Annotated in this window: 28 protein-coding genes and 1 other RNA gene; 17 read left to right on the top strand and 12 right to left on the bottom strand. The window is 59.6% G+C overall.

Annotation, left to right across the window (positions count from 1 at the left end):
* Positions 1 to 12 precede the first annotated feature (12 nt).
* The 7 genes from ACR0NT_RS00935 (at position 13) to ACR0NT_RS00905 (ending at position 9197) form a co-directional block, all read left to right on the top strand.
* Positions 13 to 675: a MarC family protein gene (locus ACR0NT_RS00935; protein ID WP_170671367.1), complete on the top strand. Its 663-nt coding sequence runs from the start codon at positions 13 to 15 to the stop codon at positions 673 to 675.
* 116 nt (positions 676 to 791) lie between these two features.
* Positions 792 to 1022, top strand: a complete 231-nt coding sequence (purS, locus tag ACR0NT_RS00930; protein ID WP_109311572.1) for a phosphoribosylformylglycinamidine synthase subunit PurS — start codon at positions 792 to 794, stop codon at positions 1020 to 1022.
* A gap of 4 nt (positions 1023 to 1026) precedes the next feature.
* On the top strand, positions 1027 to 2070 hold the full coding sequence (locus ACR0NT_RS00925; RefSeq protein WP_170671369.1) for a zinc-dependent alcohol dehydrogenase family protein: 1044 nt from the start codon (positions 1027 to 1029) through the stop codon (positions 2068 to 2070).
* 11 nt (positions 2071 to 2081) lie between these two features.
* The gene (gene purQ, locus ACR0NT_RS00920; RefSeq protein WP_170671371.1) at positions 2082 to 2750 is read left to right on the top strand and encodes a phosphoribosylformylglycinamidine synthase subunit PurQ; all 669 of its coding nucleotides are present in this window, start codon (positions 2082 to 2084) and stop codon (positions 2748 to 2750) included.
* Between the two features lie 36 nt (positions 2751 to 2786).
* On the top strand, positions 2787 to 4553 hold the full coding sequence (locus ACR0NT_RS00915) for an ATP-binding protein (RefSeq protein ID WP_170671373.1): 1767 nt from the start codon (positions 2787 to 2789) through the stop codon (positions 4551 to 4553).
* A gap of 13 nt (positions 4554 to 4566) precedes the next feature.
* Positions 4567 to 5901: a sigma-54-dependent transcriptional regulator gene (locus ACR0NT_RS00910; protein WP_170324832.1), complete on the top strand. Its 1335-nt coding sequence runs from the start codon at positions 4567 to 4569 to the stop codon at positions 5899 to 5901.
* A 503-nt stretch (positions 5902 to 6404) separates the two neighbouring features.
* Positions 6405 to 9197 carry a ribonuclease E/G gene (locus ACR0NT_RS00905; RefSeq protein WP_170671375.1) on the top strand — a complete coding sequence of 931 codons (2793 nt, stop codon included), beginning with the start codon at positions 6405 to 6407 and terminating at the stop codon, positions 9195 to 9197.
* Between the two features lie 53 nt (positions 9198 to 9250).
* Here the strand turns inward: ACR0NT_RS00905 and ACR0NT_RS00900 are convergent, their stop codons facing one another.
* The gene (locus ACR0NT_RS00900; RefSeq protein ID WP_170442575.1) at positions 9251 to 9484 is read right to left on the bottom strand and encodes a sulfurtransferase TusA family protein; all 234 of its coding nucleotides are present in this window, start codon (positions 9482 to 9484) and stop codon (positions 9251 to 9253) included.
* A gap of 105 nt (positions 9485 to 9589) precedes the next feature.
* On the opposite strand from ACR0NT_RS00900, the gene ACR0NT_RS00895 reads away from it, so the two are divergent.
* From ACR0NT_RS00895 to ACR0NT_RS00880, 4 genes are all read left to right on the top strand, one after another.
* A complete protein-coding gene (locus ACR0NT_RS00895) occupies positions 9590 to 10342 on the top strand; it encodes a cytochrome c biogenesis CcdA family protein (RefSeq protein WP_170442577.1) in 753 nt (250 codons plus the stop codon).
* 63 nt (positions 10343 to 10405) lie between these two features.
* Positions 10406 to 11620, top strand: coding sequence for a hypothetical protein (locus ACR0NT_RS00890; protein ID WP_170442579.1), 1215 nt, complete (start codon positions 10406 to 10408; stop codon positions 11618 to 11620).
* Positions 11617 to 12966, top strand: a complete 1350-nt coding sequence (locus ACR0NT_RS00885) for a cytochrome P450 (protein WP_170442581.1) — start codon at positions 11617 to 11619, stop codon at positions 12964 to 12966. Before ACR0NT_RS00890 ends, ACR0NT_RS00885 begins: the two co-directional genes overlap by 4 nt.
* 73 nt (positions 12967 to 13039) lie before the next feature.
* Positions 13040 to 13921 (top strand): fructose bisphosphate aldolase, encoded by an 882-nt coding sequence (locus ACR0NT_RS00880; RefSeq protein ID WP_170442583.1) that lies wholly within the window; start codon positions 13040 to 13042, stop codon positions 13919 to 13921.
* 6 nt (positions 13922 to 13927) lie between these two features.
* Here the strand turns inward: ACR0NT_RS00880 and ACR0NT_RS00875 are convergent, their stop codons facing one another.
* The 4 genes from ACR0NT_RS00875 to fumC are packed head-to-tail and all read right to left on the bottom strand — an operon-like array spanning position 13928 to position 16371.
* A complete protein-coding gene (locus tag ACR0NT_RS00875) occupies positions 13928 to 14530 on the bottom strand; it encodes a DNA-3-methyladenine glycosylase I (RefSeq protein WP_170442585.1) in 603 nt (200 codons plus the stop codon).
* A 58-nt stretch (positions 14531 to 14588) separates the two neighbouring features.
* Positions 14589 to 14804, bottom strand: a complete 216-nt coding sequence (locus tag ACR0NT_RS00870) for a ribbon-helix-helix domain-containing protein (protein ID WP_170442587.1) — start codon at positions 14802 to 14804, stop codon at positions 14589 to 14591.
* Complete coding sequence (locus ACR0NT_RS00865; RefSeq protein ID WP_170442589.1) at positions 14801 to 14977, bottom strand: DUF4169 family protein; 177 nt, start codon at positions 14975 to 14977, stop codon at positions 14801 to 14803. The genes ACR0NT_RS00870 and ACR0NT_RS00865 overlap by 4 nt, the downstream gene beginning before the upstream one ends.
* The gene (fumC, locus tag ACR0NT_RS00860) at positions 14974 to 16371 is read right to left on the bottom strand and encodes a class II fumarate hydratase (protein WP_170671377.1); all 1398 of its coding nucleotides are present in this window, start codon (positions 16369 to 16371) and stop codon (positions 14974 to 14976) included. The genes ACR0NT_RS00865 and fumC overlap by 4 nt, the downstream gene beginning before the upstream one ends.
* Before the next feature lie 228 nt (positions 16372 to 16599).
* Here fumC and ACR0NT_RS00855 point away from each other — a divergent pair, with 228 nt between their 5' ends.
* Entirely contained in the window at positions 16600 to 17130 is a 531-nt protein-coding gene (locus tag ACR0NT_RS00855; protein ID WP_480442664.1) for a hypothetical protein, read from the top strand.
* 10 nt (positions 17131 to 17140) lie between these two features.
* On the opposite strand, the gene ACR0NT_RS00850 is transcribed toward ACR0NT_RS00855, so the two are convergent.
* From ACR0NT_RS00850 to ACR0NT_RS00820, 7 genes are all read right to left on the bottom strand, one after another.
* Positions 17141 to 17599, bottom strand: coding sequence for a ClpXP protease specificity-enhancing factor SspB (locus ACR0NT_RS00850; protein ID WP_170442595.1), 459 nt, complete (start codon positions 17597 to 17599; stop codon positions 17141 to 17143).
* A 76-nt stretch (positions 17600 to 17675) separates the two neighbouring features.
* Positions 17676 to 18929 carry a chromate efflux transporter gene (gene chrA, locus ACR0NT_RS00845; protein ID WP_170671379.1) on the bottom strand — a complete coding sequence of 418 codons (1254 nt, stop codon included), beginning with the start codon at positions 18927 to 18929 and terminating at the stop codon, positions 17676 to 17678.
* The gene (locus tag ACR0NT_RS00840; protein WP_170671381.1) at positions 18926 to 19741 is read right to left on the bottom strand and encodes a sulfurtransferase/chromate resistance protein; all 816 of its coding nucleotides are present in this window, start codon (positions 19739 to 19741) and stop codon (positions 18926 to 18928) included. The genes chrA and ACR0NT_RS00840 overlap by 4 nt, the downstream gene beginning before the upstream one ends.
* A gap of 128 nt (positions 19742 to 19869) precedes the next feature.
* A complete protein-coding gene (locus tag ACR0NT_RS00835; RefSeq protein WP_170671383.1) occupies positions 19870 to 20301 on the bottom strand; it encodes an ester cyclase in 432 nt (143 codons plus the stop codon).
* A gap of 100 nt (positions 20302 to 20401) precedes the next feature.
* Positions 20402 to 20749, bottom strand: a transfer-messenger RNA (tmRNA) gene (ssrA, locus tag ACR0NT_RS00830).
* Between the two features lie 36 nt (positions 20750 to 20785).
* Positions 20786 to 21148: a DUF4345 family protein gene (locus ACR0NT_RS00825; RefSeq protein WP_170671599.1), complete on the bottom strand. Its 363-nt coding sequence runs from the start codon at positions 21146 to 21148 to the stop codon at positions 20786 to 20788.
* Positions 21148 to 21891 carry a FadR/GntR family transcriptional regulator gene (locus ACR0NT_RS00820; protein WP_170671385.1) on the bottom strand — a complete coding sequence of 248 codons (744 nt, stop codon included), beginning with the start codon at positions 21889 to 21891 and terminating at the stop codon, positions 21148 to 21150. The genes ACR0NT_RS00825 and ACR0NT_RS00820 overlap by 1 nt, the downstream gene beginning before the upstream one ends.
* A gap of 87 nt (positions 21892 to 21978) precedes the next feature.
* On the opposite strand from ACR0NT_RS00820, the gene ACR0NT_RS00815 reads away from it, so the two are divergent.
* The 5 genes from ACR0NT_RS00815 to acuI all read left to right on the top strand — a co-directional run bounded on the left by ACR0NT_RS00815 (position 21979) and on the right by acuI (position 26184).
* Positions 21979 to 22770 carry a DUF2182 domain-containing protein gene (locus ACR0NT_RS00815; protein WP_480442531.1) on the top strand — a complete coding sequence of 264 codons (792 nt, stop codon included), beginning with the start codon at positions 21979 to 21981 and terminating at the stop codon, positions 22768 to 22770.
* 4 nt (positions 22771 to 22774) lie between these two features.
* Positions 22775 to 23479, top strand: coding sequence for a DUF1326 domain-containing protein (locus ACR0NT_RS00810; RefSeq protein WP_170671387.1), 705 nt, complete (start codon positions 22775 to 22777; stop codon positions 23477 to 23479).
* Complete coding sequence (locus ACR0NT_RS00805; RefSeq protein WP_170442970.1) at positions 23479 to 23985, top strand: DinB family protein; 507 nt, start codon at positions 23479 to 23481, stop codon at positions 23983 to 23985. Before ACR0NT_RS00810 ends, ACR0NT_RS00805 begins: the two co-directional genes overlap by 1 nt.
* On the top strand, positions 23986 to 25089 hold the full coding sequence (locus ACR0NT_RS00800; protein ID WP_170671389.1) for a dimethylsulfoniopropionate demethylase: 1104 nt from the start codon (positions 23986 to 23988) through the stop codon (positions 25087 to 25089).
* A gap of 99 nt (positions 25090 to 25188) precedes the next feature.
* The gene (gene acuI, locus ACR0NT_RS00795) at positions 25189 to 26184 is read left to right on the top strand and encodes an acryloyl-CoA reductase (protein WP_170671391.1); all 996 of its coding nucleotides are present in this window, start codon (positions 25189 to 25191) and stop codon (positions 26182 to 26184) included.
* The last annotated feature ends 184 nt before the right edge of the window (positions 26185 to 26368 follow it).

The following is a 26368-nucleotide window of genomic DNA, read 5'->3' as shown; positions in this document are numbered from 1 at the left end:
GGTGGTCCCGACATGGCCGAATTGTTCGATCAGGCTGTCTTTTTGAAATTCCTCGCGGCACTGCTGGCGATTTTCAACCCGCTTTACGGCATCCCGATCTTCCTGAGCATGACCGAGGGCTATTCGACGTCCGAGCGCAAGCGCGTGGCGTTAATCGTGACAGGGACCGTTGTGATCGTGGCCCTGATTGCTGTGCTGGTGGGCGAAGAGGTGCTGGCGATCTTTGGCATCGATATCCCCTCGTTCCGCATTGCGGGTGGGTTGATCATTCTTGGGGTCGGCATGTCGATGCTGAACGCGTCTGATCGGCCGCAGGGCGATCAGCAGGCGGTGGAAGAAGGCGCGCGGAAGAAAAGCAACATCGCCGTTGTGCCGTTGGCAATTCCGCTGACCATCGGGCCGGGGACTATTGCGACCACGATTGTCTTTGCCCACACGCTGTCGGACGGGGCCGAGATTGTGACACTGGGGTCCGCTGTGCTGATCGCCTGCGCGATTGTGGGGCTGGGGTTGCTGTTCGCGGACCCGATCTCAAGGTTTTTCGGGCCGACCATGATCAATGTCATCACCCGTGTCATGGCGATCATCCTTGTCGCCGTGGCGGTTGAAATGGTGCTGACCGGCACGTTCAACGCCATAGATGCGCGTTACCCGGGGCTGACCGGTGGAGGCTGATCGGTCAACCTGCGTCAAACTGTGTGCGGACAAGGGTTGTCGAACGCCGCTTCACACGCTATCCCCCGCGCAACGGAACGGGCCCGGAACCACGGCCCTCAGCTGGAGTTGCAGGAATGAAAGCACGGGTGCATGTGATGCTGAAGAACGGGGTCCTCGACCCGCAGGGTGAGGCCGTCCGGCACGCTTTGGGCGCCATGGGCTTTGATCAGGTCGAAGGCGTGCGTCAGGGCAAGGTGATCGACCTTGAACTGGCCGAGGGCGCGACCGAGGCCGACATCACCGAGATGTGCGAAAAGCTGTTGGCCAACACCGTCATCGAGCGTTACGAGATCGAACTGGTCTGACTTGATGCGGGCTGCCCGTCTGATCACCTATCGTCAGCCGCTTGAGCTGACGACCATTCCTGACCCGGAACCGACCGAGGACGGTGTTGTCGTCCGGGTGCTGGCCTGCGGCGTTTGCCGGTCGGATTGGCACGCGTGGTCGGGGTCGGACCCGGATGTAATTTTGCCGATAACACCTGGGCACGAATACTGCGGCGAGGTTGTCGCGGTTGGTGCGCGGGTGACCCGGTGGAAGGTCGGAGATCGGGTGATAGCGCCATTCATTCTGGCCTGCGGTCACTGCCCGGACTGTGCGCAAGGTCATCAGACAATCTGCGCGGATCAGGTGGTGCCCGGTTTCACATGTGATGGCGCTTTTGCCGAATACATTGCCGTGGCTCATGCCGATGCCAACCTGACGGCTTTGCCTGACACGCTGGCACCTGAAATCGCAGCTGCCCTAGGCTGCCGGGTGACGACCGCCTGGCAGGCGCTGGTCGGTCGGGCGCAGATACAGGGCGGCGAGTGGCTGGCCATCTTTGGTGGCGGCGGCGTCGGCGTGTCGACGCTCTTGCTGGGCAAGGCACTTGGGGCGCGCGTCGTCGTGGTCGATATCGCCGACGACAAGCTGGCCTATGCCAAAAGCCTTGGTGCTGATGCTGTTGTTAATGCGGCCACCAGTGATGCGCCAGAGGCCGTAAAAGAGATCACCGGCGGCGGGGCGCATGTCGCGATTGAGGCGCTGGGGATCGAAACCACCACCGTTGCTGCCGTGAAATCCCTGCAAAAGCTGGGCCGCATGGTGCAGATCGGAATGCCGGCCGGGCAGCACTCGACTATGTCTCTGCCGATGGACGTGCTGTATTCCGGCCAGTTGGCTGTTTACGGCACCCGCGGGATGCCAAGCTGGCGCTATCCATCGCTGTTATCGCTGATTTCCGGGGGCAGCGTTGATCTCAGCCCGCTGGTTACGCGAAAAATATCTCTGAACCAGGTAAGTGATGAACTTGCCGCCTTTGACCATCCAACGCCGCCGGGTGTTGCCGTGGTCACCGATTTTGTCTGTTAGGAGGGTCCGCAATGCGCGCAGCCGTCATCGTTTTCCCCGGTTCGAATTGTGATCGGGACCTTGCAGTGGCCTTTGAGCAGGCTGGTTTTCAGGTCGATATGGTCTGGCACAAGGACGCCGCGTTGCCCGAGGGCATCGACATCGTGGGCGTGCCCGGCGGTTTCTCGTACGGTGACTACCTGCGGTGTGGTGCCATCGCCGCGCAATCGCCGATCTGCAAGGCCGTGGTCGATCACACCAACCGGGGCGGTTACGCTGTAGGGGTTTGCAACGGTTTCCAGATTCTGACTGAAACCGGCATTCTGCCGGGCGCGCTGCTGCGCAACGCGGGTCTGAAATACATCTGCAAGACCGTTGGCCTGAAGGTAGAGACCAGCGACAGCGCCTTCACCCAAGGCTATAACGCAGGCGATGTGATCGGAATTCCGATTGCGCACCATGACGGAAACTATTTCGCCGATGACGCCACATTGTCCGCGCTTCAGGATCAGGACCGGATCGCATTCACCTATACCGAGAATCCAAACGGCTCGGTCGGGGATATCGCCGGTATCCTGTCGGAAAACCGCAGGGTACTTGGGATGATGCCGCACCCGGAACGTGCGGCGGATGATGGGCATGGCGGCACCGACGGTACGGCATTGTTCCGCGCATTGTCGGGTGTCCTCGCGCCTGCGTGACTTGAGGTTGCGCTGAAGCCCGCGTAATTTCCCGGGATGAGTTTCGGCTGGTCCAATCTGACAAAACCTTTCCGCGGCGCGCCCCTTGGGTGGCGCCTGCGGTTTGCTGTGATCGCTGTGCTGATCGCCGCCGTCGCGACGATCTGGATCACGAACCGTCTGCTGACCGACAGGTTCACCGAGTCGACGCGCAACCGGGCCGAGGTGCGCCTAGCGCTGTATTCCGGCAACCTGCTGAGCGAGCTGCGCAGAAACGCAATTGTGCCGCAGCTGCTGTCCCGCGATCCTACGCTGATCTCGGCGCTGCAATCGGGTGACTTTTCGCTGTCCACCCAGCGCCTGATCTCTTTCGTCGAAGAGATCGGGGCTGCGTCCCTGATGTTGCTGGACGGGGACGGGCGTCTGGTTGCATCCACCGATCGCAACCGATTGGGTGAGGCGCATCGCAGTTCGCCTTATTTTATTGATGCTGTCCGCTCGAATGCCACAATCTTCACCGTGATCCCGAAAGAATCCGGTGGTTACAGCTTTGTCTATTCTCGCCGCATCGATGCCAACGCCGATATACTTGGTGTGATTGTTGTTGAGGTCGATCTGCACAAGTTCGAACTTGCCTGGGCTGGTATTTCCGATGCGGTGATGGTGACCGATAGCACCGGTACGATCATCCTGTCGACCGAACCGCAGTGGCGGGGGCTCGACGAAAACGCAGCCATGCTGCGGCAGCCTCCGGAAGGCGCGATCCAACGAGCGATCAGGGCCACAGCGGATTGGACGGCGCTGCCGCCGGATGCCTATCTGCAGGGCGAGGCCGTGATGCGGATGGAAACGCGCATTCCGTTCCGCGGTTGGCAGATGACATCCTTCACGACCTATGCCTCGATCCGGGAAAAGGTGAACAGCGTTCTCGCGCTTGAGATTATGGGCTTTGCGATTCTGCTGGCGCTGGCCTTCTACGCGCTCAGCCGGAGGGCGACGCTGCGGATGGCCTTGTTCCAGCGTGAGTCGGCAGAGCTTCGCGCATTGAATGCAAGGCTACAGCGGGAAATTGCTGAGCGGGAACGGGTTGAAAAGACGCTGGAAGTTGCCGAGCAGACGCTTGCCCAAAGCTCGAAACTGGCCGCCTTGGGCGAGATGTCCGCCGCTGTCAGCCACGAGTTGAATCAACCGCTGGCTGCAATGAAAACCTATCTGGCGGGGGCGCGCCTATTGCTGCGCCGAAACCGCCCCGAAGAGGCGCTGGCAAGCTTTGGCCGCATCGACGGTCTGATTGAACGGATGGGCGCGATTACGCGGCAGCTCAAATCCTATGCACGCAAGGGCGCGGATGCGTTTTCCCCTGTGAATCTTGGCGAAGCGCTGGCCTCATCCCTGTCGATGATGGAACCGCAGCTGCGTCAGAGGCATGTGAAGATCACTCAGATTTTGCCCGAAGAACCTGTTATCGTGATGGGGGACCGGATGCGGATCGAACAGGTGATGGTGAACCTCTTGCGCAATGCGCTGGACGCCACCAAATCTGTATCAGAGCCGGATGTGGAAATCATTCTGGCAGCGGGCGATATGGCGGTGCTGACCGTCCGCGACAACGGCTATGGGATCGAGGATATCGAGAACCTGTTCGAGCCGTTCTACACCACCAAGCAGCCCGGAGACGGCGTCGGTTTGGGACTTGCCATCTCTTCGGGTATCGTAAACGACCATGGGGGGCGTTTGACCGCCCGCAACAGCCAGCACGGTGGCGCGGTGTTTGAAATGCAGCTGCCGATACTGGGAAGCGACGGCCTCGAGGCCGCTGAATAACAAAGGAAGTACTATGGCACAGGCCATGAAAATTGCCATTGTGGATGACGAACAGGACATGCGCCAGTCGATCAGCCAGTGGCTGGCACTGTCGGGCTATGACACCGAAACCTTTTCGAGCGCCGAGGACGCGCTGAAGGTGCTGGGGCCAGACTATCCGGGCATTGTCATCTCGGACATCAAAATGCCCGGCATGGACGGTATTCAGCTACTGAAGAAACTGATGGGGGCCGACAGCACCTTGCCGGTCATCATGATCACCGGTCACGGTGACGTGCCGATGGCGGTTGAGGCAATGCGCGTCGGTGCGTTCGATTTCCTTGAAAAACCCTTCAACCCGGACCGGATGTCGGAACTGGCCAAACGCGCCAGCAATGCCCGCCGTCTGACGCTGGACAACCGGGCCCTGCGGCGCGAGCTGTCGGGTGGCACTCAGATCATGAACAAGCTGATCGGCGCCAGCCCGGTTATGGAACGTCTGCGCGAGGACATTCTGGATCTGGGGCAGGCGGACGGTCACGTTCTGATCGATGGTGAGACGGGCACCGGGAAAACTCTGGTCGCGCACGCGTTGCACGCGGTTGGCAGCCGGGCCGGCAAGAAATTTGTTCTGGTGTCCTGTGCGGCGCTTGAGGAAGACGTTCTTTCGAAACGCCTCTTTGGCCCGATGATGCCCGAGGATACCCAACTGCCCGCCATTGAAGAGGCGCGCGGAGGGACGCTGGTTCTGGAAGATGTCGAGGCGCTGAGCGACACGCTTCAGGCCCGTTTGTTGAGCGTCATGAATGATCAGGGCACGCCGGCGGAGACCCGGATCGTGGCGATTTCCAACCTGCAAGAGGCCGGAAAGACCAGCGAAGATGTGCTGCGCCCCGACCTGTTCTATCGCCTGGCGGCACTGCGGATCACCATGCCGCCCCTGCGCCAGCGTGGCGAGGACATCCTGACGCTGTTCACCCGGCTCAGTGAGCAGTTTGCCGAGGAATACGGCTGTGATGCGCCGCAGGTCAGCGCTCAGGAGGCGGCGCAGCTGCTGCAAGCGCCGTGGCCGGGCAACGTGCGGCAGCTGATCAACATCGCCGAACGCGCCGTGCTGCAGTCGCGCCGCGGGTCCGGGACGATTGCGTCGCTGCTGATGTCGGATCACGAGGAAATGCAGCCTGTGATGACGACCGAGGGTAAACCGCTCAAGGAATATGTCGAAGCGTTCGAACGGATGCTGATCGACAACACGATGCGCCGTCATAAGGGCTCGATTGCGTCGGTCATGGAAGAGCTGTGTCTGCCGCGGCGGACACTGAACGAGAAGATGGCCAAATACGGCCTGCAGCGTTCGGATTACCTGTAGTTGGGCAGGGGGCTCTGCCCCCGCCACCTTTCAGGCGACTCCCCCGAGGTATTTTTGGTCAGATGAAGGGATCCTGAGCGGAGTTCAGGACCCATGATGCAGTTTGCCCATTGTCTTTTCCACAGGACTGCTTTTATTGTGTCCGGACGGGCTGGGCCTTTTTGTGCCCCTAAGCCCCGAATCTTTGAGTTTCGCTGCTATGCCGCGGATGGTGACAATCCCACGAGGCAAAGCAGACCGATTGTGCCCCAGATTGGGGCAGATGAACGCCTGAGCCCGTTTATGCGGGCGAAAGGAACAAATGGGCAGGACGCGGCGAACCGCGCCTGTCGGAGAAGAACCGCGATGACGCGCGCGCAACGATCGAGAGTACGGGCAGGGGGCCACAGCGCCAGACCCTGCCGCGCGCCGTCCGATATCGCCCTGACAAGACACCACCCCAAAAGCGCCTGTCCGCCCGGACGGGTCAGGACAACGCGTTTGGCGCGGTGCACCAAGGACAAATGGCTAAGAAAATGCTTATCGATGCCACCCACGCGGAGGAAACCCGCGTTGTGGTGGTCGACGGAAACAAGGTTGAGGAGTTCGACTTTGAATCCGAAAACAAACGCCAGCTTGCTGGCAACATCTATCTCGCAAAGGTAACACGGGTCGAACCGTCGCTGCAGGCGGCTTTTGTGGACTATGGCGGGAACCGGCATGGTTTCCTCGCGTTTTCGGAAATTCACCCGGATTATTACCAGATCCCGGTCGCTGACCGCGAAGCGCTCATGGAAGAAGAGCGCGCCTATGCCGAGGCGATGAAAGCGCGGGATGAGGCCGAAGAAGCCAAGCCCAAAAAGCGCCGTTCACGGTCGCGCACCAAGGCAGCGGATGTGAAATCGGACGATCCGGTCGAAACGATCGAGGTTTCCTCCGAGCCTTCGGGCATGGAAACGATCGATCTGGATGAAGGCGAAGAGGGGGCTGATCTGTCGGTTCCCGAAGGCACCTCTCCGATGGACCACGTTGCTGAGACCCCGGTCGAAGAGCCCTCGGACGAGGCGCCGGAGGAGGGTGAAACCCCCGCTGAGGAAGCTGTGGCTGCGGAAGAACCCGCCGCTGAGGCCGAAGAAGGCGTGACTGAACCGTCGGAGGAGGCTTCTGCGGAAACGGAAGAGCCCGAGGGTGAAGCGGTTGAGGCATCTTCCGCAGATGACGCGGGCGCTGCCGAGGACGCACCGGCGGAAGAGGCCGCAGCAGACGAGAACAAAACTGAGGCCGACGACGAGGCCGAGGAAGAGCCCCGCCCGGATGCGTCCGCCAAGGATGACAGCATTGAGTCGGTCGCCGACGAAGATGACAGCGAGGACATTCGTCCGCCGCGCAAGCCGCGCCCGCGTCGCTACAAGATTCAGGAAGTCATCAAGGTTCGTCAGGTCCTGCTGGTGCAGGTTGTCAAGGAAGAGCGCGGCAACAAGGGTGCAGCGCTGACCACTTACCTGTCGCTGGCCGGTCGCTACTGCGTTCTGATGCCCAACACCGCGCGTGGCGGCGGGATCAGCCGCAAGATCACCAACGCGCCGGATCGTAAGAAACTGAAAGAAATCGCCTCGGAAATCGACGTTCCCACCGGTGCGGGCCTGATCATCCGGACCGCGGGTGCAAAGCGCACGAAATCCGAGATCAAGCGCGACTATGAATACCTGCAGCGCATGTGGGAGCAGATTCGCGAACTGACGCTGCAATCCATCGCGCCTGCGAAAATCTATGAAGAAGGCGACCTGATCAAACGCTCGATCCGCGACTTGTATAATCGCGACATCGACGAGGTTCTGGTTGAGGGCGAGGGCGGCTACCGCATTGCCAAGGACTTCATGAAGATGATCATGCCGTCCCACGCCAAGAACGTGAAACGGTATGAGGACGCGCTGCCGCTGTTCGCGCGCTATCAGGTGGAAAGCTACCTGACCGGCATGTTCAACCCGACCGTGCAGCTGAAATCCGGCGGGTACATCGTGATTGGTGTGACCGAAGCGCTGGTGGCGATCGACGTGAACTCGGGCCGGGCCACCAAGGAAGGGTCGATCGAGGAAACCGCGCTCAAGACCAACCTTGAGGCCGCCGAAGAAGTGGCGCGTCAGTTACGTCTGCGCGACCTCGCTGGTCTGATCGTCATCGACTTCATCGATATGGACGAGCGCAAGAACAACGCGGCCGTCGAAAAGCGCTTGAAGGAAAAGCTGAAGACCGACCGGGCACGCATTCAGGTTGGCCGCATTTCCGGCTTTGGCCTGATGGAGATGAGCCGCCAGCGTTTGCGCCCCGGTATGCTTGAGGCGACGACGCAGCCTTGCCCGTCTTGTCACGGCACCGGTCTGATCCGTTCGGATGACAACATGGCGCTGACCATTCTGCGTCAGATCGAAGAGGAAGGCACCCGCCGCCGCTCGCGCGAGGTTCTGGTGCGCTGCCCGGTCAGCATTGCCAATTTCCTGATGAACCAGAAACGCGAGCATATCGCGCAGATCGAAGCCCGCTATGGCCTGTCGGTTCGGGTTGAGGGTGATGTGCATCTGGTCAGCCCTGATTTCTCGATGGAGAAATTCAAGACCGCCAGCCGTTCCGTGCCCGAGGCCAGCGCGCCGGTTGTGTCGGTGGATGCCTCGCTGATGGATTTGGTGGACGCTGACGAAGAAGAAGCCGTCGTCGAAGAAGCCGTTCAGGCCGAAGAAGAGACCAAACCCAAGCGCAAGCGTCGCCGCCGCCGCCGCAAGAAGGGCGGTGCTGTTGGTGATGCGCCTGAGGCCACGACTGAGGAAGAGGCGTCTGCTGAGGCGGATGAAGAACCCGCGTCCGAGCCCGAGGCGGAAGAAGCTGCTTCGGAAGAGAAGATCGAAAAGCCCAAGCGTCGCCGCGCCCCACGCCGCAAGAAGAAGGACGTGGAACCTGTCGAGGCGGCCGAAGAAAGCCCGGTTGAGGCCGTGGCTGAGGCGACAGAGGAAACTGCTGCCGCGGAAGCTGAGTCCGAGGCAGAGCAGGTAGGCGAACAGCCCGAACCTGTTGAGGCTGCGGCAGAGACCTCTGAGCCTGAAGCGCAAGAGACCAGCGAACCAGCACCCGAAGAGGTGGCTGAACCCGTTGCTGAAACTGCGGACGCGGTTGAGGTTGTGGAAACGGTCGAGGTTGAAGCCACCGTGGAAGAGGTGGTCGAGGAGACCCCCGAACCGGTGCTTGAGGTTGTGGCGGAAGAGCCCGAACAGCCCAGCGAACCCGACAAGCCGAAACGGCGTGGCTGGTGGTCATTGGGACAATAAATGGAAAAGGCGGGCTTCGGACCCGCCTTTTTTGATACGGATGCGTTTCCGCCTCAGCCTGCTTTTTGGATGAGGTAGACTTGATGCCCGTCCGCGTCCTGTTGCGACAACAACTGGTGTCCGCTTTCGGCGCAGAAATGCGGAACGTCGATAACGGCAGCGGGATCGTCGGCCAATACGCGCAAAACCGCCCCTGCGGGCATGGATTTAAGGCGTTTTCTGGCTTTCAGGACGGGCAAAGGGCACAACAGACCCAGCGCGTCGAGCGTTTCGGTGGGATTTGACATGAGGTTGAGATATTTCCACTTTGCCTGACTGTCCAGCGCCTACGCACGGGGATGTGACCGAATGGCCCCGTGACGCGGCTGATGTGATACCCTATGTGCTGATCCATGTTCGGAATTGATATCATCGACGCGGGCCTGCTGCCCGCCATGTTCATCGCGATGCTGGGCGGGCTGATCAGCTTTCTGTCGCCCTGCGTGCTGCCCATCGTGCCGCCTTATCTGGCGTATATGAGTGGCGTGACGATCAACGAGATGCAGGATGAGGCCGCGGCGCGGCGCAAGGCGACTCTGTCCGCACTGTTCTTTGTGCTGGGCCTGTCGACGGTGTTCCTGCTGCTGGGGTTCACGGCTTCGGCCTTCGGGGCTTTTGTACTGCAGAATCAGGTCCTGTTTGCTAAACTGTCCGGTGCGGTGGTGATCGTCTTTGGCCTGCATTTCCTGAACGTGTTCCGCATCCCCTTCCTGGACCGCGAAGCGCGGATCGACGCGGGCGATTCCGGTGGTTCGGTCTTTGGTGCCTATATCCTGGGTCTGGCCTTCGCATTCGGCTGGACGCCGTGCATCGGCCCGCAGCTTGGCGCAATTCTGTCGCTTGCGGCGTCCGAGGCCTCGGTCGCGCGTGGCACCTTGTTGCTGGGCGTGTACGCCGCAGGCCTGGGTATTCCTTTCCTGCTGGCGGCGATGTTCCTGAATCGGTCGATGTCGGTGATGAACCGGATCAAGCCTCACATGGGAACGATCGAAAAGGTCATGGGCGGTTTGCTGCTGTTCGTCGGCATCATGCTGATCACCGGCCTGTTCACCGAATTCAGCTGGTGGCTGCTAGAGACCTTCCCGGCGCTTGCCAATTTCGGATGATGTGCTGATCCGACTTACCTTGACGGTAATGCTGCGCTAATCTGCGCCGCAGAAGGTAAGGGCATGAGCAGTCATACAAATCAGCCTCGGGTGCGCCGGCGCCGGGTGTTTTACATCCCCGGCTATGATCCGATTCATCCGCGCCGATATCGCGAGCTGTATCGCAAGGAAAGCCGGGCGCAGGCCGGTGTTTCCGGGTATGAGATCTCGATTTCGCCAAAATCGGCTGAGGGACCTTATGGCTGGCGCGTCCGTTCGCATCAGGACGGTGCCGACATCGAGGTGGATATCGACGTTCTGGTTTGGTCGGATATCGTCCGCGACAGCATGTCGAATTCGATCCCCGCGACCTATCTGCAACTGTTGCGGACGGCATGGACCTATATCGGGTCCGGTGCATTGTGGCGTCTGATGCGGCTGCGCAAGGGGCCGGTGATCGCCGCGCTTTACCCCGTTGGAATGCTCATTACGCAATTGGCAGTGGCGCTTTTGGTAGCCTGGGCCGTGGCCGCGCTGCTTTGGTCCATAGCGGGGTGGCTGGCCGTGGTGCCCGCGATTGCCGCCGCATTTACCCTGCTGCATTGGTTCCGCAAAATCGACAACCGTCTGTTTGTCTATTACCTGATGCACGATTACGCCTATTCCGCCGCGCAGAAGGGCGCTGTTCCGGTGGAACTGAAGACCCGGTTGCAGGTGTTCACCTCCCATATTCGGCACGCGCTTGCGGCCGATGTGGATGAGGTTCTGGTCGTCGGCCATTCCTCGGGCGCGCATCTCGGGGTGACGGTTCTGGCCGACCTGGGCCGCGAAGGCGGGCTGGCCCATGCCCGCCCGGCGCTGTCTTTTCTGACTTTGGGGCAGGTGGTGCCCATGGTTTCGTTTCTGCCCGAGGCCGAGGACCTGCGTACCGATCTGCAATTCCTGTCCGAGCAATCTGACATCACCTGGGTGGACGTGTCGGCGCCGGGTGATGGCTGCGCGTTTGCCCTATGTGATCCGGTGGGTGTCAGCGGTGTTGCGACCGACCAGAAACGCTGGCCACTGATCCTGTCAGCCGCTTTCACGCAAACCCTGTCACCGGAGCGCTGGCAAGAGCTGCGCTGGCGCTTTTTCCGGCTGCACTTCCAGTATCTCTGCGCGTTTGATCGCCCCAGAGATTATGATTATTTCCGTATCACCGCAGGCCCTTTGACTCTGGGCCAACGGTTTAACGGGCGCGCACCTTCGAAATCACGGATCGAGCAGCCAATCTCAAAATACAGGTCGGTGCGAAAATGAAGCCGCCAAAGCCAACGCCCCGTCCGGACAAGGTTTCGTTGTGGCGCTACCTGAAACTGTTCCGCAAGGATTTGTTGTCGGCGCAACCGCAGCGGCTCTACCGCGCGTGGATGGCCGAGTTTCGTACGCCGTTCTTCCGATCCTACATGATGAACCAGCCAGAGCTTGTGGACACGGTTCTCAAGAAACGCCCCGACGATTTTCCCAAGTCCGGCCGCATCAGCGAGGGGTTGCGCCCGTTGCTGGGTGACTCGGTCTTTCTGACCAACGGAGACACGTGGAAACGGCAGCGCCGGATCATCGACCCGGCCTTTGAGGGCGGGCGGCTGAAAGACACCTTTCCGGCGATGCTGCAGGCTGCAGAAGCCTGCGTTGCGCGGGTGCGAGGGCAAGCGGGCACGGTGATCGAATGCGAGGAACTTACCAGCCACGCCGCCGCGGATGTTATTTTCCGCACCCTGTTTTCGGTCCCGATAGAGCATGAGGTGGCCGCTCAGGTGTTCGAAAAGTTTCGAGCCTATCAGCGGCAACAACCTTTGCTGAATCTGGCGGCGTTTGTCCCGGTGCCGCGCTGGATGCCGCGCTTGCACGCGCGGAGTACGCGCCGGAACGCAAGGGATATCCGGGCGCTGATCAAGCGGCTGACGGCGGAAAGGGCAGAACTGATCGCACTGGGGCAGGCACCCGACGATCTTGCCACCAAGATCATGACCACGCCCGATCCCGAAACCGGGCAGTGTTTCAATACGCAAGAGATGGTTGATCAGGTGGCCATCTTCTTTCTTGCGGGGCACGAAACCAGCGCCTCGGCGCTGGCGTGGGCCCTGTACCTGATGGCGCTTTACCCTGATTGGCAGGAAAAGCTGAGCGCCGAGGCGTGCGCTCTGGACGATCCCAGCTTTGCCACTGTGTCAAGACTGCGCCTCAGCCGGGATGTTTTCCGCGAGGCCCTGCGCCTGTATCCACCGGTGCCGATGATGGTGCGCGAGGCGACCTGTCCGGAACAGTTCCGGGGCAGGGAGGTCACCAAAGGGTCGCAGATCGTCATCAGCCCCTGGCATCTGCATCGGCAAGAGCGTCTTTGGGACCGCCCGGACGATTTTGACCCCACCCGCTGGAGCACCGAAAACGGCAAGACCTGCCAGCGGCAAGCCTATATCCCGTTCTCTGCCGGCCCCCGCGTCTGCACCGGGGCCGGGTTCGCCATGGTCGAGGGGCCGCTGTTGTTGTCGATGTTGCTGCGGCACTTTCGGTTTGAGCTGGTAGCAGGCCGCACGCCCGTTCCCGTGGCACATCTGACGGTGCGGTCAAAAGACGGCATTTGGGTGCGCGTGGTTGAGCGCTAACAACCTACCATCACCCCGCGCCTTGCTGTATGCGATGGGCAAACGCGGAATCATCATTGAACGGGAAAGTCATATGTCCAAAGCAGAACAGCGCGAGCAGATGTCCAACGGCGCAGGTTTCATTGCAGCCCTGGATCAAAGTGGCGGCTCGACACCCAAGGCGCTGGCGCTTTACGGGGTTGAGGCTTCGGAATACAGCTCGGACGAGGAAATGTTCGGCGAGATCCAGAAAATGCGCGCTCGTATCATTCTGGCCAACGACTTTACCAATGAAAAAGTGATCGGCGCGATCCTGTTCGAACGCACGTTGGGCGAAGAGATCGACGGCCGCAAGGTTGCCGAATACCTGTGGTCGCAGAAGGGCATCGTGCCGTTCCTGAAGATCGACAAAGGGCTGGAGGATCAAGCCAACGGCGTCCAGATGATGAAACCGATCCCGGGTCTGGCGGATACTCTGGCCAAGGCGAATGGCGTCTTTGGCACCAAAGAGCGTTCGGTGATCCACGAAGCCAACGCCGAGGGCATTGCCGCTGTTGTGGCTCAGCAGTTCGACGTGGCCCGCGAAGTTGTCGCGGCGGGCATGGTCCCGATTGTCGAGCCCGAAGTGAACATCAACTCAGCCACCAAAGCCGAGGCCGAGGATATCCTGAAGGCCGAAATCCTGAAGAACCTCGACCAACTGGCCGAAGGTCAGGACATCATGCTGAAGCTGACCATCCCCAGCCAGGCGAACCTGTATGACGAACTGGCCGATCATCCGCGCGTCGTGCGCGTGGTGGCGCTGTCGGGCGGCTATTCCACCGAGCAAGCCTGCGATCTGTTGAACCAGAACGGCAAGATGATCGCCTCGTTCTCGCGCGCCCTGACCGAGGGGCTGTCGAAACAGCAATCGGATGCCGAGTTCAATGCCGCGCTTGGCGGCAATATCGACAAAATCTTCCGCGCCTCGGTCTAAGGGGCGCTAAACCGGTTTGGTGAATTCGCGGCGCATTTGCGCCGCTTTTTCACGCATGGAACACCCGATGGCGTGATCGTTCACCAACCCCATAGCCTGCATGAAGGCAAACACTGTGGTCGGCCCGACGAATTTCCAGCCGCGTTTCTTTAAATCTTTCGACATTGCGATGGACTCGGGTGAGGTCGACGCGGTTTGTGGCTCGGGCGGGTTGTCAGCTTCGTATCGCCAGACATAAGCGGCGATGGACCCTTCGGCTGCAATTAGCTCTTGCGCGCGACGGGCGTTGTTGATGACGGCTTCGATCTTGCCCCGATGGCGGATGATGCCCGCGTCCTGTAGCAGGTGTTCGACATCCGATTCATCAAATTCGGCTACCGCGTTGAAATCGAAGTGATTAAACGCTTTACGGAAATTCTCGCGCTTGGCGAGAATTGTGCGCCAACTGAGGCCCGACTGAAAGCTTTCCAGACACAGTTTCTCGAACAGGCGCCGATCGTCAGCCACCGGGTAACCCCATTCATTGTCGTGGTATTCAAAGAACTCGGGTGCCGCCTGACACCATGCACAGCGTGGCTGGCCATCCGGGCCGAGGACAGTCTGGTTCATGAGTGTACCCCTTTTGTTCTAAATCACTCTAGGCGCATCGCCTTAATGGACGCAAGGGTTAGGCGCGATACCAGTGCAGGATAAAAACACGGATGGCAGAGGCCAGACCAATCTCAGGGTCGCGATTTACATCAATCTCAGCGGCCAAGGCGTTGATTGGCATGCCCTTCTCTTTGGCAATGTCGCGAAAGGCCTGCCAGAACTCGTCTTCCAGAGACACCGATGTACGATGCCCCTTCAGGGTCAGAGATCGCTTGACCGGGCGGCCGCTCATTCGTCCAACTCGTGATTGTCGATGTCGCGGCGCTGTTTGTCTTGGTTGAATTTATCTTCTATCTTTTCAGCCTTGTTGCGGCCGAATTTGACAGCGTTCTGGTCCGCGCGGGCCTTTTTCTCGGCCCGCGCTTTTTCTTTTCGATACCGGTTCAGATTGACCGGTTTGCTCATTTGTCTTTCGGGCCGATCATCTGCTCGGGGCGGACAACGGCGTCAAAGGTTTCTTCATCGACAAAGCCCAGCGCGATGGCTTCTTCCTTGAGGGTCGTGCCGTTCTTGTGCGCCGTCTTGGCGACGGTAGTGGCGTTGTCATAGCCGATGGTCGGCGCCAGTGCGGTCACCAGCATCAGCGACTCCTTCATCAGTTTGTCGATGCGCGGCTCATTTGCCTTGATGCCCAGCAGCATCCGCTCGGTAAAGCTGTCGGTGGCGTCGCCCAGCAGTTGGATCGACTGCAGCAGGTTGTAGGACATCATCGGGTTGTAGACGTTCAACTGGAAGTGCCCCTGCGAGCCGGCGAATTTCATCGCCGCGTCGTTGCCCATCACATGCGCGGCGACTTGCGTCAGCGCCTCGGCCTGGGTCGGGTTCACCTTGCCTGGCATGATCGAAGAGCCAGGCTCATTCTCCGGCAGGATCAGCTCACCCAGACCCGAGCGGGGGCCAGAACCCAGCAGGCGAATGTCGTTGGCGATCTTGTAGCAAGATCCCGCGATGGTCGCCAAAGCCCCCGACAGGAAGACCATGGCGTCATGGGCTGCCAGCGCTTCGAACTTGTTCGGTGCGGTGACGAAGGGCAGGCCAGTGATGTCTGCCATGTTCTTGGCCACGGCCTCATCCCAGCCGTTGTGGGTGTTCAGACCGGTGCCAACGGCTGTACCGCCTTGGGCCAGCTCGTAAATTCCGGGCATTGAGGCGTGGACGCGGGCAATACCTTGGCGAATCTGATGCGCATAGCCGCCAAATTCCTGCTCCAGCGTCAGCGGCGTTGCGTCCTGAGTGTGCGTCCGGCCGATCTTGATGATGCCTGTGAACTCTTTCGCCTTGGCCTCCAGCGCCGCGGCGAACTTCTCAAGGCCAGGCAGCAGCACGTCACGCACGCTCATGGCGGTGGCGATGTGCATGGCGGTGGGGAAGGTGTCGTTCGAGGACTGACCCATGTTGCAGTGATCATTCGGGTGTACCGGGTCTTTCGATCCGATCACGCCGCCCAGAATCTCAATCGCGCGGTTGGCGATCACCTCGTTCGAATTCATGTTCGACTGGGTGCCCGACCCGGTCTGCCAAACGACCAGCGGGAAGTTGTCGTCAAACTTGCCTTCGATGACCTCTCCGGCGGCCTGAATGACGGCGTCCGCGATTTTCGCATCCAGCTTGCCGATGGCCTTGTTTTCCATCGCGCAGGCCTTCTTGATCACACCCAGCGCGCGCACGATGGCGACGGGCTGTTTTTCCCAGCCAATGGGAAAGTTCAAGATCGAACGCTGCGTTTGGGCGCCCCAATACTTGTCGGCGGGGACTTCCAGCGGGCCAAAGCTGTCGGATTCGGTGCGGGTTTGGGACATCTGTCACTCCGGTCTGTATGCAGTCGTATGCCGTTTACCCGTAACAAAGTCATCGTGCAATCGGCCAGTTGCGCGCACCATAAACTCAAGGGCGCCAGAGGTATAGCCGGAAGGGATTGGTAAATTCGGTCCGAAACGCATTGTGCGCGCTATCGGGTCAGCTACAATAGACGGATCAACTTGATGGAGGCTAAGGTGGGCACATTGGTTCGAGCTTATCCCCTGAAAATCATTGCCTTTTCATTGGGCATATTGTTTTCGTTCGCTCTGACGGGGTTAAAAGCCCACGCTGCGGATATTGCGCCCTTTGTGGGCAGCTATGTCGGGTCCGCCAATGTTGTGGATGAAGACGGAACCGAAACGCCACGTGACATGAGCGTGTCGATTAAAGAGTTGAAAAATGGCTTCAACGTCAGCTGGACGACCACAACCTACAAGGCGGACGGACGGGTCAAGGATCAGAAATTCTCGATAGACTTCAAGCAGTCAGACCGGAGTGACGTCTTCTCGGCGGCCATGAAGCGCAACGTGTTCGGGCATGAAGTCCCGCTGGACCCGATGCAGGGCGAGCCGTTTGTCTGGGGCCGGATCGAAGGTGACACTCTGACCGTGTTCTCGTTGTTTATCGGCGAGACCGGGGATTATGAGCTGCAGCAATTTGACCGCACCCTCGCCGAGGGCGGCCTAAACCTGTCGTTTTCGCGGTTCCGCAACGGGGTGAAATCACGCTCGGTCGAGACGTTTCTGAAAAAGCAGTAGCGCCGGGCGGTTACTTTCGGAAACTGTCCAGCGAGACCACCTCGGCGTCGTGGTGCATGGGTTCTTCTTCAACCTCAATCGAGTCCTCGACGATCGATTCAATCTCATCCTCGTCGTCGGGGCTTTCGAACCGAAGCCCGAATTCGACCGAGGGGTCGACGAAGGTTTTGATCGACGCATAGGGGATATACAGCGGTTCCGGCGCATCGCCAAAGTTCAGCGTGATCGCAAAGCCGTCATCGCCAACCTCAAGGTTTTCGAACCAGTGCTGCATAACGATGGTCATTTCCTCGGGGTACCGTTCACGCAGCCAATCGGCCAGTTCGACGCCGTCCTGACGGGTGTCGAAAGTGATGAAAAAATGGTGCGCCCCAGGCAGGCCATTATCGGAAACGCTGGTCAGAACGGTCTTGATGAGCCCGCGCATGGCGGTGTGCATCAGGTTCCCATAATCGATGTCTTGCGACATGTGTCATCCTCAAAAGTGGTTACCCTCAGCATAGGGGATTTCATCGGAAACGAAAGACCGCCTGTGTGAGGATTGTTTAAACGAAATACAGTCCCGTTCCTATCGCGGCCATGATCGCCAATGTTGTTGCCATTCCAAATTTAAACTTAAAAATCAATAGGCCAGCAAGCAATGTCAGGGCCAGGGCTGCTAGGTTTAGGCTTGTCAGGTCGGGCCAGGGTAATGTCACTGGTCCCCATGATGCTTGTGGGATTTTCTGGAACAGAACGTTCAGACTGAACCATACGGACAGGTTGAGAATCACACCCACGACAGCGGCGGTAATCCCGTGCAGAGCGGCGGACAATCTGGGACGAGTGGCCAGTTGGTCCAGATACGGTGCCGCAAGAAAAATCCAGAGAAAACAGGGAACAAAGGTCGCCCATAAGGCAACAGCTCCGGCGGCAATGGCCAGTGGCGCGCCGCCATTGATCTGGCCGGTCAGCATGGCGACGAACTGTGTCACCAAAATCAACGGCCCCGGAGTTGTTTCAGCCAAACCCAGCGCATCAATCATCTGGTCCGTGCTGACCCAGTGGTACTTGTCCACGACGGTCTGGGTCATGTAGGCCAGCACCGCATAGGCTCCGCCAAAGGTGACAACGGCGAGACGGGCAAAGAACCAGCCCAGATCGCTCAGCAGTTTTTGCCCTGTGACGCTCAGCGCGACCAGCGGCCCCAGCCACAAAACCAGCCAGAACGCAGCGGTTCGGAACGTACCAGAGGCTTTCGGGGCGGGTGGCTTTTCTACGGTTGATGCCTGACCTTGGAATGTGACGTACCCCCAAATCGCGGCGGCCAGAATGATCAGCGGAAAGGGCAGGTTCAGCGCGAAGATGGCGAGGAATCCAAGCCCTGCGATGGCGCGGTGCTGTGTATCCGTCAGCGCCTTGCGCGACAGGTTCCGAAGCGCCTGCAGGACGATCACGATCACCGTGGCTTTCACCCCCAGAAACCCGGCCTGAACCAAAGGCAGATCACCGAAGGCGGCGTACAGCCCCACCAGAATCGCGATGACACAGGCTCCGGGCAGCACGAACAAGGCCCCGGCGATCAAACCACCGGTCACTCCGCGCAGACGCCAGCCCGCATAGGTCGCCAGCTGCATTGCCTCGGGGCCGGGCAGCAACATGCACAGCGACAAGGCCCGCAGATAGGTTTGCTCATCCAGCCACGGGCGGTTTTCGACCAGTTCCTGGTGCATCAGCGAAATCTGCGCCGCAGGGCCGCCGAAGGATAGCAGGCCGATACGACCGAACACGCGGACAAGCTCCGCAACAGATGGAGTCATGATTTGCGATCCGTCGGCCAATCGTGGTGTTCCTCGAAACCGTCCCGCGCCCAACGATACAGGGCATCATATAGGTGCAGGCCTGCCTCAAGGTTCTGGTGGTCGTTCCGGTATTGGCGCGAGAGGCCCACTGAAACCGCCAGTAAACCGGCCGCCTCGGGTGCAAGGTCATGACGATTGGTATCGGCGGCGCGGATCACCGTGGCAAGCCGGTCGAGGGCAGGGCTGTGCAACTGAAACTCGTCCAGCATGGTGTCGAAGGTGCAGCGGTCGTTTCGGTGGGACCAGAACGTATCCTTGATATCAAATGAGGTCGCATCGAAGGCCTGAGCGGTGGCGTCGACCTCGGACGGGGCCACGAACAGGAACTGCGCGTCGGGGTCCACGAAACGGCGGATCAGCCAAGGGCAGGCGATCCGGTCGATCTTGGGCCGGTGGCGCGTTACCCAAACGGTTCGGCCATCGGCACGCTTCGGCAAGGCCGAGACGGGTATCCGCGGCGCATCCGTCGTGTCACGCCAACCATACATTCCACCTTCCAGAAATTCGGCCTTACACCCATTGCTGCGCAGCCAGGATACGACCCCTTGGCTGAGCTTCTTGCCCTTCTGGCAAATGATGACGGCGTTCTGGTCACAAACTTTGCGGGCAATGCCATCGATATCCATGGCAGGATGGCGAACGGAACCGGGGATCAGAAAGGGATCGGCTTCAAAATCCGGATCCAGGCAAATGTCGATCAAGACCGGCGCCTGCGGAGTTCCGATCAGGCGCAGCAACTGTTTCGGTGTGATTGAATTGGGCGCAGGCATGGCATGTCTCCTGATGCAAACGGATACATGCGAAACTTGGGCTGGCGCCTCACGGGGCGTTCGCAATCTTACCCCATGACCTTTGCTTACGATCAAGCGCCAAAGGGGTCAAGATTGCGTTGTGTGCGTCACGCCCAATCCAGCCTCTGCCCGGTCATGCAGACGGGCAGGGTGTCCTGCGGAAATTGCCCGAGCTGTTCGAACAGAGAGATAAAGTCGAACTGATTATACGCCTCGACCATGCGGCCATCCTTGATGCGCGCGATGACGCTGCCAGTAGCCTGCAATGGCGCCCCGTTATCTGCCCGGGTGGTGCTGACGTGGAGAATACCGGACACCCAATCACCGTCTTCGATGATCTTCGGAAGATCGACCTTGATATCCCCCAGCACATGCCGAAAGGCCATGACCAGATCGCGAAAGTCATCCGCGCCGACCTGCATTTCTGGGATCAACCCCTCGGCCATGGTGTCGGGGGCAAAGTACTGGTCGATGGCATCGGTGTTCCCGTTTTCCCAAACCTCGGCATACCAGTTTCTGAGTATATCGGCGTGTGACATCCCAGCTCTCCTTTTCCTGTTGGGCCGAGAATGAAACGAAAGGGTGAAGAAACCCTGAACGTGAACAAGAACAGAGATAAACCGCAGACAATAAGGGGGAAATGCAGGTTTCTGTTGCCAGGTACCTGCGAACCCCGCCTTACGCGGCTAGGCGCAAGGGCTTAAGTTTCGGTCTTGTTACTGCTTACGCAGCAACTGCAACCGGAGCACGATTGTCGTTTGCAATTGTACTAGTTTCGCCGATAACGGTGGCAGACAGCCGAGACAAAGCTAACCCCTTTAGACGTTCGTCGATCCTATTTCGGCCCCAAAATCCTCAAACGAAGGATGGTTGGTGGAGCCGCCGGGTACCGCCCCCGGGTCCGATCCGCTTATTACGAGCGCGTTTATGTCCATAGTCCCGAAGGACATATCCTATATAGGTGAGCAGGCGTTCGGATGCAAACCGGGATTTATGAAGTTCGGTTCTATTAAAAACAAATCCTTAGGCGGTTCTATTGAAGTTCGCCAGGATCAGCCACAGCGCCAGGGCCAGCTCGATTCCTCCGAATGTCACCGCCTTGACCATGGGGGGATTGTCCAGAACGACCGAGACGAAACGACCCAGCGCTGCCCCCGCGTACACGACGCCAAGCATGGCATAGGCCATCGGGTTGTTCAGCCACAGCACCGCCGCGCCGGTCACCACGAACAAGCCGCCAACCGAAGCGCGCATCTCGCTGAGACCCATATTGCTGTCGGTCGGAGCCAGATCCAAGGATGCGGCGGTGAACGCCGGGGCCAGGAACCCGAACAGGCCAAAGCCAATCGTCAACAAAGCGGCGATTACGTTCAGCGCTGTTACCATCATTCCTCCGCCACCACTGGCTTGCTATGTTGCTGGGCCACATCCCGCGCCAGTTTGCGCGTATAGTTTTCAAGTTCAACCAATGCGGCGTCAACGTTTCCGGCGTCGCGAGCCTCCAACGCGTCGGCAATGCGATTGTGCAGGCCGATGATCTCTTCGCGGGACCGCGCTGTAAAGGTGATCATGTTCATCAAGGGTTGCATCGCCTCAACAGCCCCGGCCAGTTGATAGGACAGAACCGGGTTGCCGGCCCCATCAACCAGAGCACGGTGGAAGGCGACGTCCGAAGAACAGAATGCCTCATCCGTCAGGCCGGGTTGCGCCTGCCGGAAAATCTCGGCCCGCATGGTGGCCAGTTGATCGGCGGTTCGGCGCTGCGCCGACAGCGGGGCGCAGGCGCGTTCCAGCGCAAAGCGGGCTTCGCAGGCCGTGTCGAAGCTGATCGCGTTCATCGACAGCAACAAGGTCGAGGTGGTAATTTGCTGCGAATAGGCGTCTTCAAAGCTGATCCGGTTCACGAAGGCACCACCGCTGGCGCCGCGCTGGGTGCGGATCAACGATTGTGCCGCAAGACGCTTGAGAGCCTCGCGTACAGTTGGGCGCGAAACTTGAAACTGGTCGGATAGCTCAGCTTCGGATGGCAAGCGTTCGTCGACGATCAACTCTCCCGATATGATAGCATCGCGTATGGCCTGAGCGATCTGGGCTGATAAATCCGCAGGTTTCTGAGGGTCGATTTTCATATTCCGGAGCCCGTCGGTGAAATTTTTATTTGTCTGACATTTAAAAGTCTGACATTTGAAAAGCAAGGACTGAGTCGGGAGGGAAGCGTGAGTCGCGCAGTTCTACGCAGCGGATTGTGGCTGGGGTTCTTCATTCTGATCCTGTGGGCGTGGTGGATGATGCTCACCATGAGCCGCGACATGGATTTGGACTGGATCGGCCGGCCCGGCCCGATGGGGCAAGCGATGGCCGCCATGGACCCCCGCATGGACATGTATATGCCCATGGCCGAATTCGGCCCGCTGTTCTGGATGTGGGCGATCATGATGGCGGCCATGATGCTGCCGACGCTGGTGCCAACCCTGCGCAGCTACGAAGACCTGATCCGCAGCGCCAATGGCACGCGCGCAGGATGGATCGGCGTGCTGGCTGGTTACTTCATCGTATGGGTTGGGTTCGCCGCATTGATCACCGGAGTACAACTGGGACTGCTGTTTGGCGGTGTCGTTGACATGTTGGGCATTGCCAAGTCCGGCTGGTTTGCCAGCGGCCTGATGATTGCGGTCGGCGCGTTCCAGTTCACCCGCGCGAAAGAGGTCTGCCACGGCGTCTGTCACGCACCGATGACCTATTTCCTCGGCCATTGGAAAACCGGGTTCGCTGGCGGTTTGCGCATGGGGCTGGGGCTGGGCGCGTTTTGCGTCGGATGCTGCTGGGGCTTCATGGCGCTGGGGTTTGTTGGAGGTGTCATGAGCCTGTTGTGGATGGGCCTCGCGACACTGTTCATGGTTTTGGAAAAACTGCCTCAAATCGGTCACGCAGTCACGCGGCCAATGGGGTTTGCACTGATCGCAGGGGGGCTTGCCCTGCTGGTCTATCCCTTTACTTACGGAGGATAAGTATATGGCTAAAAACCGAAAACCCAAGGCCGACAGGCTGCCGATCAGCCAACGCATTGACAGCCGCATGCCCAATCCCAAACGGCGTGAAATGAGTCCGACAGACTGGGCCATCAAGGGTGAACTGATCCTGAACTGTTCATGCGACGTATTCTGTCCCTGCGTTGTATCGCTGGGCGCGCACCCTCCGACCGAGGGGCATTGCCACGCATGGATGGGCGTCATTATCGACGAAGGCCATTATGAGGGCGAGGACCTGTCCGGCCTGAACGTGGGTCTGCTGGTAGATATTCCGGGCCGTATGGGAGAAGGCCAGTGGAAAGTTGCCGCCTATGTGGACGAGCGCGCCAGCGGCAAGGCCTATAACGGTCTGCTGCAAATCTTCAGCGGGCAGGCGGGTGGCACCACTGGTTTGTTCACCATGCTGGTGAGCGAGATCATCGGGGCCGAGCGGGCTCCGGTCCAGATCGAGCGTGACGGCAACAAGCGTCGGATCGTGATTGGCCGCAAGATTCAGGGCGAGATCGAAATGTTGGCTGGCAAGGACCCTGAACACCCGGTGATGGTCTCGAACTCGAAATACTGGATGGGTCCCGACATTATTGTGGCGCGCGGCACCAAGTCCAAGGTGCGCGACTATGGTCGCGTTTGGGATTTCGGGGGCAAGTCTGCGGAAATCTGCCCGATCGACTGGCACGGTCCAAAATGATGATCACCGGCGCCTACGCACAAGAAATGGCGCGGTATAACCGATGGCAAAACAACCAGTTATCGGGGTTTCTGCAAGCGTTGTCGCCTGAGAACCTGACCAAGGAGCGCGGTGCGTTCTTTGGCTCGATCATGGGGACGGCGAACCATCTGTTGTGGGGCAACTGGATCTGGGTATCCCGCTTTGACAAGGGTGAAGGTCCGGGCGGTGGTATCCCCGAAAGTGTCTCGCTGTGTACCGATCTGACCGATTGGCTGCCCCTGTGTGAAATCGTCGATGCCCGTATCTCGGACTGGGCTGGCTCCCTGGAAGACGCGCCGCTGACCGGGGAATTCACCTGGTTCTCAGCGGCAAAAGAGACTGATGTTACATTGCCTTACGCGCAGTGTGTGATCCACATGTTCAACCACCAGACCCATCATCGGGGACAGTTACACCAGATGCTGACCGAAACCGGATCGGCCGCGCCTGTCAGTGATCTGGTCTTTATGCCCAAGGAGGCTTGAATGCCGCAGATTTCCATGTCTCGCCGGTTGCGGCGTACACCGTTTTCCGATGGGGTCGAGGCCGCCGGGGTCAAAGGGTACACCGTTTACAACCGTATGCTGTTGCCGACGGTTTTTGAAAGCGTCGAGGCTGACTATCGCCATCTGAAGTCCCATGTTCAGGTGTGGGATGTCTCATGCGAGCGGCAGGTCGAGCTGCGCGGCCCGGATGCGGCGCGGCTGATGCAGATGCTGACACCGCGCGATCTGCGGGGGATGTTGCCGGGGCAGTGTTTCTATGTACCCATCGTCGATGAAACCGGCGGGATGCTGAACGACCCGGTGGCGGTGAAACTGACCGATGACCGCTGGTGGATATCCATTGCGGACAGTGACCTGTTGCTGTGGGTTAAGGGTATCGCCAACGGCTATCGGCTGGACGTTCTGGTCGATGAGCCGGATGTATCGCCGTTGGCCATTCAGGGACCCAAGGCAGATGAGCTGATGGCGCGGGTCTTTGGCGACCGCGTACGCGATATTCGGTTCTTCAAGTTCGACATGTTCGAGTTTCAGGGCCGCGATCTGGCGGTGGCGCGGTCGGGCTATTCCAAACAGGGCGGTTTCGAGATTTATGTCGAAGGCTCTGACATCGGGATGCCGCTGTGGAATACGCTGTTCGCTGCGGGGGAGGACCTGCAGGTGCGTGCAGGCTGCCCCAATCTGATCGAACGGATCGAAGGCGGATTGCTGTCTTATGGCAATGACATGACCGACGACAACACGCCGCATGAATGTGGTCTGGGCAAGTTCTGCAACACGCACACGGCCATCGGCTGCATTGGCCGTGACGCCTTGTTGCGTGTGGCCAAGGAAGGCCCCGTGCAACAGATTCGCCCGATTGCCATCGAGGGCGATGCCGTACCACCCTGTGACCGTCCGTGGTCGGTTTTTGCGGATGGTAAACGGGTGGGGCAGGTGACGTCGGCGGCGTGGTCTCCGGACTTTTCGACAAATGTGTCAATTGGAATGCTGCGGCTGAGCCATTGGGATGCCGGAACGGTCGTCGAGGTCGAAACGCCGGACGGCATGCGCCGCGCAATGGTTCAGGAGCGGTTTTGGAATTGAGCGCGGCGGGGGCTGCCCCCGTCGCTGCGCGTCTCCCCCGAGGTATTTTTAGCCAGGTGAAGATCGCGATCTGGCCTTGAAGAAACGAAAGGAAATAAGATGTTCAACGCATTGGTCATGGAAAAGGACGAGGAAAGCGGGCTGGCCAGCCCAGTGGTGAAACAGCTTTCGTTGGATGATCTACCTCAGGGTGAGGTCACGGTAGCCGTCGAGTACTCGACCGTGAATTACAAAGACGGTTTGTGCACCTCTCCCAGGGGGGGTGGTCTGGTGCGCTCGTACCCGCATGTTCCGGGGATTGACTATGCCGGTACGGTCGAGGCGTCCTCGGATGATCGCTATAAGCCCGGCGACAAGGTGGTTCTGACCGGCTGGCGTGTGGGCGAGGCCCATTGGGGCGGTTACTCGCAAAAGGCAAACGCTCGGGCCGATTGGCTGGTGCCTCTGCCCGAGGGGCTGGATGCGCGGCAGGCGATGGCGGTGGGTACGGCCGGTTTCACGGCGATGCTGGCGGTGATGGCGCTGGAAGATCACGGTATGCAGCCCGGCCATGGCCCGGTTCTGGTGACTGGGGCCGCGGGTGGTGTGGGCTCGGTGGCAACTGCCATTCTGGCCAATCTGGGCTATGAGGTTGCGGCTGTCACTGGGCGCCCGGAAACGGGTGATTACCTGAAATCTCTGGGTGCGACCACGATCGTTCCGCGTGAAGAACTGAACGAGACCACCAAACGCCCGCTGGAAAGCGAAACTTGGGCGGGTTGTATTGACGCGGTGGGGGGCGAGATGCTGGCGCGCGTGCTGGGTCAGATGAAATACGGCGCTTCGGTTGCCGCGGTGGGTCTGGCCGGCGGTGCGGGCCTGCCTGCAACGGTGATTCCGTTCCTGCTGCGCGGGGTCAATCTGCTGGGTATCGACAGCGTCATGCAGCCCTATGAAAACCGGGTGCGCGCCTGGCAGCGCATTGCAACGGACCTGCCCATGGGCAAGCTGGAAGCGATGGTTCACCCCGCAACCCTGGGTGACCTGCCGCAATTGGGTGCCGATATCCTGAAAGGTCAGGTCAAGGGCCGCGTCGTTGTTGACGTAAACGCCTGATCGGCAAGACGAACCTCGAGACCGGTCGGCCTATGTGCCGATCGGTCTTTTTGTCTCTGAAACGCCCGGAAAATGCCGGAAACACCTCTGGCCATTGGCGCATTTCCGCATCATGATTGCTATACATCCCACCTGCGATGGCTTATGAGCCATGCAAACAGCACCTGAAGACGGGGAGTGAGCA

The sequence above is a fragment of the Ruegeria sp. AB10 genome (assembly GCF_056542745.1).
This window is presented reverse-complemented; position numbering and strand designations above follow the sequence as displayed.